Genomic DNA, 11,019 nt, shown 5'->3' on the forward strand with positions numbered 1-11,019 from the left:
GCGTTTGCGTATGTCACGCTGCGGAGCAACTGTGTTATAATGAGTGAAACCGGTTTTCAAACCAATGATCGCTGAGAGAGAGGGATTTCGTTGCCGGAGGGAACCTCGCGGAAGGTGACCATTCAGGATATCGCGAACGCCGCGCAGGTGGCCAAGTCGACCGTATCCAAGGTCATTAACGATTCGCCGAAAGTATCGGACCAAACGAAGAGCCGGATCTGGGGCATCATCCGCGAGATGAACTATACGCCCAGCAGTCTTGCGACGCAGCTTGCGAAGCAGACCAGCCGGAATATCGGCCTGTTAATCGACTTATCCAGGGAGCATGAGTTTCTGGATCATTTTTTCTTCAATATTATAGGCGGCATCGAGAGCGCACTTGTCGAGCGCAAGTACGAGCTGACGATCTCGAACATCCAGCAGCCCGATCGTCCTGAACAGCACTTCATGAAGCGCCTCGTTCTGAACCGCCGGGTGGACGGCTTGATCGCCAACAACTCGGTGCTGACCGAGCCGCTCTGCGAGGAGCTGCTGGCGCACGGCTTCCCGTTTATCTCGATCGGCGAGGTGCAGTCGCCGGTCAGCTGGGTCGACTTCGACAACGAGGCCGGCGGCCACATGCTAGCCGCGCATCTGCTTGAGCGCGGATACCGGCGCCTTGCTTTTTTCGCCGGCGAGCGCGATGAGAAGCTGTTCGTGCGGCGCTTTGGCGGCTTCGCCCGCGCGCTCGCGGAAGCCGGCTTGCCCGCGCCGGACGAAGGTGCTTTTCGTGGCCTTGCGGACACGGACACGGGCTACGCGCTTGGGCTTCGGATGCTGGACCTGCCGGAAGAAGATCGACCGGATGCCGTCGTCTGCATGAGCAACTATGCCGCGTTCGGCCTGCTCAAGGCGACCCGCGAGCGCGGGATCAACGTACCTGGCGATCTCGGCATCGCAGCCTTCGACGATTATCCAATGTCGCCGTATACGACGCCGCCGCTCACCTGCCTCAAGATCGACACGTTCCAGCTTGGCGTCTCGGCCGGCGAGCTCCTTCTCGAGCAGCTGCAGGATCCCGATATGCCGCTGCAGAAGCGCATGCTGGAGCCGCAGCTAATCGTGCGGGAGTCCACGAGGTCGGCGGCGTCGGGCGGGCAGGCGGTTTGAGCCTCTGCAGAGGCTCTCTGAGGCAGCAGCTCACTGAGGCAACTCCATCCCGGATAATGGTTAAAAGGCAGTTATTTTCTTCGCCATTCCTGCGCGCGGCCCGATAGTTGCTAAAAGGCCGTTATTTCATTCGCATGGGCCCCCATAACGCACCCTGGGCCATAATTAAATGCTTTTTAACCGCTAATTATCGTTCGGCTTCCATTTTCGCCCGATTTAGTTGCCTTTCAGCAATTATCGCCGCGCACCTGCCGTCATCCGCCGCTATCGCCATCCGCATGCAGCATAAAAGCCTGCCCGCTCCCATTCGGGAACGGACAGGCTTTTTTCGCTACACCCTTAAAGATCCTTCCACCGCGCCACGGTTACATTGACCGTCTGCGCGCCGCCGCTCGGCGTCAGCGTGCGGTTGGCGATATCCGCTCCGCTGGACGTCGTCTCCACCGACGCCCACGTGCCGCGCGTCAGCTTGTACGTGTACGCCGTGCCCGGCGTCAGGCTCAGCGTAATGCTGTAAACGCCGTCCGTGCCCTTCGTCAGTTTGTAGGCCGGATCGGCCGCGTTCCAACTGTTGAAGCTGCCTGACAGGTATACCGGTCCGCTTGCCGGCGTGTTCGACGGCACCGTCACGCGGAACGTCACGCTGTCCGCCTGCGGCTCGCCAGCCGTCTTCGTGCCGCCAACCAGCGTCCATACGCCGCTGTCGAAGTGATAGTTGGTGCCTCCGTTGTTGTCCCACGTACCGCTGCCGTTGTTGAACGCCGCCGTCAGACCGGCCGCGCCGTTCAGCGGAATCGTGATCGACTTGTAGCCCGGATAGGTCGTCGATGCCGTCATTTGCACGCCGGGCGACGTCGTCCAGGTCGTCGAATTGTCCAGTTTGTAGTGAATGTAGGCGTTGGTATACGCCGTGTTCTTGTAGTAGATCGTCACGCTGCCGCTGCCCGCAGGCGTCGTCACCGTCGCTGCCGCGCTCGCCGCCGACGCGTTGCCCGCTGTATCCAGCGCCTTGACCGTGTAGCTGTAGGTCGTGCCCGCTGCGGCCGTGCTGTCCGTGTACGACGTCGCATTGCCCGCCGCGCTGCCGATCTTCGCGCCGCCGCGATAGATGTCGTATGCCGTCACGCCGACATTGTCCGTCGACGCCGTCCACGTGACGTTGACCGTCGTCGCAGACGTCGCCGTCGCGCTCACGCTGCCCGGCACGGTCGGCGCCTGGCTGTCCCCGCTTGCCGGTACGCCCGCCGCGATATTGCCGGTCGGCGTGTACGTCCACGTGCCGACGCCGAACAGATAGTTTTGCGAGTTGTTGCTGTCCCACGTGCCGCTGCCGTTGTTGAAGCACGCTTCGAGTTGGGTCGCGGTCCCGATGTTGATCGTGATCTTGTTGTAACCGGACACCTCGGAGGCCGGCATCGCCACGCCCGGCGCCGTCGTCCACGTACCGCCCACCGGACGGTAATGGATGTATGGCGCCGTGAAGCCCTGCTTGTAGTAAATCGTCACGTTATTGCCCGCCGACGTCGTCGCCGACGCCGCCGCGCTGAACGCCGACAGATTGCCCGCCGCGTCCTTCGTCTTTACCGTGTAGCTGTAGGTAGTGGCGGCTGCCAAACCCGTGTCCGTGTAGGACGTGCCTGTGGCTGTGCCTACCAATGTGCCGCCGCGGTAAACCTCGTAGCCTGCGACCGCTACATTGTCAATCGCCGCGCTCCACGATACCGTCACCGAAGAAGAAGACAACGCAACGGCCGTTACATTCTGCGGTACGCTCGGCGCCGCCGTATCGGGCGCTGCCGGCGGCGGGGCGGGGAAGTCCTCTTTCAACTGACCGGCTTCGAACGTATTCACGCCCGAGTAAAAGGGATAGTAGCGCCCGTCGTTGTCGTCCCAATGTCCGTTGCCGTCATGGAAGGAAGCGACGACGTTAATTCGCTCCGTTCCGGTCGGAATCTCGATCTTGCTGTAGCCCGGATACTCGGAGGGAACCAGCGGAGCATCAGTCCAGGGCTCGTTCGGATCGCCGTAATGAATTTTGTAATGAATGACCGGCGCCGCAAATCCGCGTTTGTAATAGACGATGACTCTCTCCGTGCTGTCTGGTGTCACGACGACGGGATTGCTGTCCGCGGACTCGTTGCCCGCCCGGTCCACCGCCCGGACCGTATAGGCATATGGGCCCGCTACGACGTTCGGAAACCATACTTTGGCCGTGCGGGCAGTGAGCCGATTAAACAAGACGCCATCCTGATAAATGACATACGCCTCGAAATCCGGCGCCAGCGAAGCGTTCCAAGTCAGACCGGTGTTGTGCAGCGTCGCATAGAGCGATTGCAGACCCGTAACCGCGGCGGGCGCCTCGTAATCGCCGAATATATAGGCGGTCATCGTGGCGGACGACGCCTGCGGCATCGATGCCGTAATGCCCGTGTAGGAATTGGGATAGCCGTAAATATTGCTGCCTGGCGTCGTGGTCGGCGAAAATTCGGTCCGGTTGCCCGCATAATAATACGGATTTTCCGCGGTTGCCTTTTCCAGATCCACCAGCCGGCGGCCGTCGTCCCAATTGTAAGACCTAGACTCGTCGATATGCCAGACAGCGATGCCGCCGTGGGCGTTCAGGCTGCGGTTGTAGCCTTCGAGCTGACGGTTCTCGAGCAGGAAGTATTGGTCGGGGTTCAGAGTCGGAATTTTCACGATATTATAGGCGCCCGTCCCCGAAGATTTGAGTATGTAAGCCGTGCTGACATTACTGCGCGCCTGGACCGCATCGGCAAAGCCCAGCTTCAGCTTGCTCCAGGCGTCGAGGTGCACGGGCGTCGAGCCGCTATACTCGCCGGGGAGCGTCCCCCAGCTTCCATAGGACATCAGGCTGTGGTTGCCGATGCCGTCGGAGCTGCCGTCCGTGTCGTACAGATCCGGCAAGCCGAGCGTATGGCCCAGCTCATGGGCAAAAATGCCGATCGTCGCCTGGTGATCGCCCTGCCGCTCTCCTTGCTGGGTATAGCCGCCGCCGTAAATCCCGACGACCGCTTTTTTACCGTCGATCAGCGGGGATTCGCTGTCGGCCAACGACGCATAGTGTCCCCAAACGGAAGGCATCTGAGCGCCGCCGTCGTAGGACTGTTCGTAGCCCGCCAAGATCGTGACGATCCGCAGCTCGTCGTTTTGAATATAACCGTCCCCGTTTGAATCGTAGCCGGCGAAGTTGACGTACGGATCCGCCGCGACCAGCGCTTCGGCGACAAGCTGCGCCCCGCTCGTATGCGCATGGTTGATCGTCACCTTCACGATGCCGTCGTTTGCCGTGCCCGAGGACTCCGTTGCCGGAACCAGGCTCATTCGACCCTGCGATACTTCATTATAATAGCCCTTGACGCTGCGGTCTGTCGTGCTGAAAAACGTCTTGTTCCACTGACTGTCGCTGTACTGAATGGCGATATTCGTAAAAGACACCAGCAGGACAAGCGTCTGCTGCGTACCCGTCGTGCGCTGGCCGTCCGTGCCGAATAACAGCGGCGCTGCGGGGGACAACGAGGCATGACCTTCGGGACCTTCAGCCGAAAATCCGACTTCCGCCTCCGCGGTTCTACCCGTCGCACTGCCGCCGATGTTATCGCCGCGCGCTTCGGGATGCGACTTCACCCATTCCCGCACGTCCCGCTCCGTCTTCGGGGACGCAGGCTTGGCATCGATTCCGACCCGTCTGCCGCTCGGCTTCATAGCCTTGCTATCCAGGGACGCATAGTTCCAGTAGCCTTTCGCGTCCTTGACGATCGCCTCGTCGCCGGCCGTCAGCGCCCAGTGGAGCCGCTCGTCCCCCTGCAGCCTCCCCGTAAACGACTCTCCGCTCGGCTGCCGGAACGACTGCAGATCCGTTCTGGCCGGTCCGGCCAGCGCGATCCCGCTCCAGCACAGTCCCGCTGTGAATAGCATCGCGACAAGCCAGCCGATTCGAATGTTTTTCACTATGGTTCCTCCCCGGCTCTATGTTCTATGGATATTCAATTGACATTCGAATGATAGTTTTCAAATGCTAGCGTCCATCCGCGCATGAACGAGGCTGCCAACGAATCGGCAACCTCGCACGTTTAAGCCTTTATGCGATTAAAGATCTTTCCACCGCGCCACGGTTACATTGACCGTCTGTGCGCCGCCGCTCGGCGTCAGCGTGCGGTTGGCGATATCCGCTCCGCTGGACGTCGCCTCCACCGACGCCCACGTGCCGCGCGTCAGCTTGTACGTGTACGTCGTGCCCGGCGTCAGGCTCAGCGTAATGCTGTAAACGCCGTCCGTGCCCTTCGTCAGTTGGTAGGCCGGATCGGCCGCGTTCCAACTGTTGAAGCTGCCTGACAGGTATACCGGTCCGCTTGCCGGCGTGTTCGACGGCACCGTCACGCGGAACGTCACGCTGTCCGCCTGCGGCTCGCCCGCCGTCTTGGTGCCACCGACCAGCGTCCATACGCCGCTGTCGAAGTGATAGTTGCTGCCGCCGTTGCTGTCCCACGTGCCGCTGCCGTTGTTGAACGCCGCCGTCAGACCGGCCGCGCCGTTCAGCGGAATCGTGACCGACTTATAGCCCGGAAAGGTCGTCGATGCCGTCATTTGCACGCCGGGCGATGTCGTCCACGTCGTTGCGTTATCCAGCTTGTAATGGATGTAAGCGTTGGTGTACGCCGTGTTCTTGTAGTAGATCGTCACGCTGCCGCTGCCCGCAGGTGTCGTCACCGTCGCTGCCGCGCTCGCCGCCGACGCGTTGCCCGCCGCATCCAGCGCCTTGACCGTGTAGCTGTAGGTCGTGCCCGCTGCAGCCGTGCTGTCCGTGTACGACGTCGCATTGCCCGCCGCGCTGCCGATCTTCGCGCCGCCGCGATAGATGTCGTATGCCGTCACGCCGACATTGTCCGTCGACGCCGTCCACGTGACGTTGACCGTCGTCGCAGACGTCGCCGTCGCGCTCACGCTGCCCGGCACGGTCGGCGCCTGGCTGTCGACGTTCGGCGCGCCCGATCCGATGTTGCCCGTCGGCGTGTACGTCCACGTGCCGACGCCGAACAGATAGTTTTGCGAGTTGTTGCTGTCCCACGTGCCGCTGCCGTTGTTGAAGCATGCTTCGAGTTGGGTCGCGGTCCCGATGTTGATCGTGATCTTGTTGTAGCCGGACACCTCGGAGGCCGGCATCGCCACGCCCGGCGCCGTCGTCCATGTGCCGCCCACCGGACGGTAATGGATGTATGGCGTCGTGAAGCCCTGCTTGTAGTAGATCGTCACGTTATTGCCCGCCGACGTCGTCGCCGACGCCGCCGCGCTGAACGCCGACAGATTGCCCGCCGCGTCCTTCGCCTTTACCGTGTAGCTGTAGGCGGTGGCGGCCGCCAAACCCGTGTCCGTGTAGGACGTGCCTGTGGCCGTGCCTACCAATGTGCCGTTGCGATAGACTTCGTATCCCGTCACGCCGACGTTGGCGGTCGAGGCGCTCCAGGTGACCTGGATGCTGGAGGAACTCTGCGCGGTCGCAGCCACGTTCGCCGGCACGCTCGGCGCCGTCGTATCCGGCTGGCCGGTCGTGGCCGTGGCCGAGGCGCTCGCTGCCGATACATTGCCCGCCGCATCCTTCGCCTTCACGGTATATGTGTACGAGGTGTTCGCGGTCAGACCCGAATCCGTGTACGTCGTGCCGGTCGCCGTGCCGACGAGCGTGCCGCCGCGGTACACTTCATATCCGGTCACGCCGACATTGTCGGTCGAAGCCGTCCAGCTCAATTGAACGCTGGTCGTACCTTGCACCGTAGCGGTCAGATTCGTCGGCGCGGTAGGCGCTTGCGTATCGGCCAGCGCCTTGGCGTATACCTTGGCCCCGTTCGCGCCGATCGAGACGGAGATCTGCTTGCCCGTCGCGCCGCCGGATTGAACAGTGACCGTGTCCGACGTGTTCAGCTGGTTGACCAGCACCGTGCCGACCGTCAGCGTGCTCTCCGCGCGCAGCGGGATCGTGACGGTCTGCGTGCCGCTCGTCGCGTTGCTGAACGCCGAGATGACTTCCTGGCCGACGTTCGCGCCGCTGTCCATGCGCCGGGAGAAGGCGTACAGATTTTGCGCGGACCACATCTCGCGCTGCGTCCCCTTGCGGAGCGCTTCGTAATTTTTGCGGATCTGATTCAGCTTGGCCACGTATTGGAACGTGCTCGCGTTCTCGTCGAAGTAGTTGGTGATGATGTTGCCGCTCGCGTCGCGCTTCACCATCGACCAGCGGTTCCAGGTATCTGCGATGCCGCCGCCGATAATCGCGCCGTTGCCGTTGCCCTTGTTCTGCTCCGTGCCCTGGAAAACGACGGGAACGCCGCGAACGGTGAAGAGGAACGTCAGCGCGTTCTGCAGCTTCGCCACGCTGCCGCCCGCTTCGGTCAGAAACCGGTTGCGATCGTGATTGTCGAGGAAGGTGACCATGTGGTTCGCGCTGCCGTTGTAGAGAGAATCCTGCGCAAGCGTGCTCTTGATGTTCGAGTCGAACGACTGCCCGTAAGCGAAGCTGTTCAGCATGGAGAAAAAGAGCGGGAAGTCGAGCATGCCCCATTCTTTGTTCGATCCGACCCAGCGGGACACGAATTCCGCGTTGCCGTCGAAGTTTTCGCCGAACGTGTTCACGCCCAGCAGATCCTCCAGCTCGCCGATGTCGGTCGGCTTGATCAGTTTGGCCGCGTCGACGCGGGCGCCGTCCGCTCCCGTGTAGTCGAACCAGCCTTTGATCGAGTTAAAAATCGCGGACTTGGCTGCCGGCACGTCGAAGTCGATGTCGTCCAGCCCGGCCAGATCGTGATTCTCGATGTAATCCTGCGCCCACTGGGTGTAGTTGCCGTCCACGAGCGACCAGTTGATGTCGCCGTTGTGATGATACCAGACAGGATTGTTAAAAGGGGCCGCCGGCTGCAGGCTCGGAATATCGTAGTACGCCTGCGTGCCCAGCATGTAGTCGCCGACATGGTTCGGCACGACGTCGATGACGACCTTGATGCCGTACGAATGCGCCGTATCGACGAGCTCCTTGAGCTTTTCCTTCGTGCCGAAATAAGGGTTGGCCGCGTTCGGGTCCTTGACGTTATAGCCGTGGTAGGCGGTGTTCTTGCCCGTGCCGCCGTTCTCGCGGTTCGTCATCTGCGGCTCGGCGACCGGAGAGATCCAGATGGCCGTATAGCCCATGTTGGCGATGTAAGGCATCTTGTCGATGACGCCCTGCCAGTCGCCGCCCTTCATGTACCGAAAGTCGTCCTCGGACGTCTCGCCGTACCGGATCGCTGCACCGGTCGCGTTGTTCGTCGAATCGCCGTCGTAGAAGCGGTCGACCATGATCTGATAGATGGTGTCGCCCTCGCCGATCGTACCGATACTGGCCGCCTGCGCCGGCTTCGGCGCCGACGTCAGCGCAGGCGCGACCAGAGCGAGCAGCAGGACGGCCGCCAGCCAGCGAACCGTGAGTTGCCGAAAAATGCTTGTCTTACGAATCATAATAAAGTTCAACCTCCTCCGTTTATTAAGCGCTTACAACAACTTGCCAAGCTACCTTTGAACTCCTTTCTTTTCGGCCCGTCAGTCGGCTGCCTCTTCATCTCTAGCAATTAGGGGAACCGGTTTCCCTAGTAACAACATAAATCGTCGCCCAAAAGTTGTCAATCCTCGAAATCAGCGCTGACCGACAAAAAATGCCTATGGCGTCGGAAGCTCCTCGCCCTCCGTATGGCGCGCACGACAAGGATCGGCTATACTGGGATTGTTCGATAGCATGTAACCGCTTCATCCAAATTAAAGGCAATGTTACCGGCAGGTACAACCTTGGCGCGCATATGAGGCTGTGCCTTTTTGTCTTTCTAGCAAAGGAGCGAATCGAGATGATCTTGAGAGAAGCGGTCTATCATCGACCCGGACTGAATTACGCCTATGCGGCGGACCGACGCACGCTGCATTTACGTCTGCGCGCCGCCCGCGGCAACCTGCTGCAGGCGAATATCGTCGCCGGGGACAAATACGCCTGGGAGCAGACCGTCGTGTCGGTGCCTATGCGTTTGTACGCGAGCGACGCACTGTTCGACTATTGGACGGCTGCGGTCGCGCCTCCTTACCGGCGGTTGAAGTACGCGTTTCGCCTGATCGACGCGGACGAAGAACTGTATGTGACGGAGCGCGGGTTCGAGACGCGCTTGCCGGCGGAGCCGACCCTCTTTTTCGACTTCCCGTACATCAATCACGCAGACGTGTTCGCGCCTCCGGCGTGGGTCAGGGATGCCATTTTCTACCAGATTTTCCCCGAACGGTTCGCGAACGGAGACCCGTCCAACGATCCCCCCGGCGTCCGCCCGTGGGGCGAAGTACCGACGCCCTCCAACTTCTTCGGCGGCGATCTGAAGGGCGTGTCGGACCGGCTGGACCATCTGACGGCGCTTGGCGTCAACGCGATTTATTTCACTCCGCTGTTCGAAGCGACGACCAATCACAAGTACGATACGCGGGATTATCTGAAGATCGATCCGCATTTCGGCACGAACGACGACTTAAAAACGCTGGTGAAAGCCTGCCACGAGCGGGGCATACGCGTGCTGCTGGATGCCGTGTTCAACCATGCCGGTCGGACGTTCCCTCCCTTCGTCGACGTGCTGGAACGCGGAGCCGCGTCTCCTTATGCAGACTGGTTCCATGTTCGCGAGTTCCCGCTGACAGTTCGGGACGGCATTCCTACCTACGAGACATTTGCGTTCGAGCCGATCATGCCGAAGCTCAATACCGAAAATCCCGAGGTTCAAGCTTATCTGCTGGAGGTCGCCCGGTACTGGGTCGAAGAGATCGGCATCGACGGATGGCGGCTCGACGTCGCGGACGAGGTGGATCACGCCTTCTGGCGAGCGTTCCGCAACACGGTAAAGACTGCCAATCCCGACACCTATATCCTGGGCGAAATTTGGCACGACGCGATCCTGTGGCTGCAAGGCGACCAGTTCGACGCCGTCATGAACTATCCGGTCAGCGACGCCGTCCTTGACTTTTTCGCGCGGGACCGCACGGATGCCGCCGGCTTCGCGGCCGCGATCGGCGCCCAGCTCGCAGCCTATCCCGAGCCCGTGACGATGTCCGCATTTAACCTGCTGGACAGCCACGACACCGCCCGCCTGCTCACGCAGTGCGGCGGCAACGAGAAGCGCATGCGGCTCGCCGCCCTGTTTCAGCTCACGTACCCGGGCGTCCCTTGCATCTACTACGGAGACGAGATCGGCATGTCCGGGGGCGGAGACCCCGACTGCCGCCGTTGCATGATCTGGGACGAAGCCGGGCAAAACGCCGGGCTCTTCGGCTTCTATCGCGATACGATCGCGCTGCGAAAAGCGCATGAGGCGCTGCGCTCCCCGCATTTCGCTATCCTGGAGGCGAAGCGGGGCGGCAGCTTGCTCGTCTACGAGCGCCGGAGCGACGACGGCGGACGGATCGTCGTCGCCATGAACGCGGGCGTACTGACGGCCGAAGTGTCCGTCGACGTAGGCGGCACTGCCTGGGAGGATGCCTATACAGGTACGCCGGTCCCGATCGCCAACGGCAAACTGACGGCGGCGCTGCCCGCTTACGGCTATGCGGTCTGGCGGCAAACCGATGGCTAGCCGGTTTTTTCGGTTAATGTCAACCTCAAGGGAAGACCGCGTTCCACAAGAAAACTAGTTTGTTCCTAACCGAGACTCCGGCGACCGCGCGATGGCGCATGAGGGCCAGTTTGTTCCTAACTGAGACTTCGGCGGCCGTACGATGGCGCATGAGCGCCAGTTTGTTCCTAACCGAGACTTCGGCGACCGCGCGATGGCGCATGAGGGCCAGTTTGTTCCTAACCGAGACTTC

Annotated in this window: 4 protein-coding genes; 2 read left to right on the forward strand and 2 right to left on the reverse strand. The window is 61.3% G+C overall.

What is annotated here, in order from left to right:
• Positions 1–90: 90 nt before the first annotated feature.
• Entirely contained in the window at positions 91–1,149 is a 1,059-nt protein-coding gene (locus KVT38_RS08185; RefSeq protein ID WP_217593198.1) for a LacI family DNA-binding transcriptional regulator, read from the forward strand.
• 339 nt (positions 1,150–1,488) lie between these two features.
• On the opposite strand, the gene KVT38_RS08190 is transcribed toward KVT38_RS08185, so the two are convergent.
• Positions 1,489–5,118, reverse strand: a complete 3,630-nt coding sequence (locus tag KVT38_RS08190; RefSeq protein WP_217593199.1) for a M6 family metalloprotease domain-containing protein — start codon at positions 5,116–5,118, stop codon at positions 1,489–1,491.
• 138 nt (positions 5,119–5,256) lie between these two features.
• The gene (locus KVT38_RS08195) at positions 5,257–8,652 is read right to left on the reverse strand and encodes an alpha-amylase family glycosyl hydrolase (RefSeq protein WP_217593200.1); all 3,396 of its coding nucleotides are present in this window, start codon (positions 8,650–8,652) and stop codon (positions 5,257–5,259) included.
• 383 nt (positions 8,653–9,035) lie between these two features.
• Between KVT38_RS08195 and KVT38_RS08200 the strand changes: the two genes are divergently transcribed.
• On the forward strand, positions 9,036–10,787 hold the full coding sequence (locus tag KVT38_RS08200; protein ID WP_217593250.1) for an alpha-glycosidase: 1,752 nt from the start codon (positions 9,036–9,038) through the stop codon (positions 10,785–10,787).
• Positions 10,788–11,019: the final 232 nt, after the last annotated feature.

The organism is Cohnella sp. GbtcB17, from assembly GCF_019091135.1.
Taxonomy (GTDB): domain Bacteria; phylum Bacillota; class Bacilli; order Paenibacillales; family Paenibacillaceae; genus Cohnella.

What these genes read in the sequence shown, in the direction of transcription:
- KVT38_RS08195 (WP_217593200.1), bottom strand. Translation starts at nt 8,652, where the DNA reads ATGATTCGTAAGACAAGCATTTTTCGGCAACTCACGGTTCGCTGGCTG.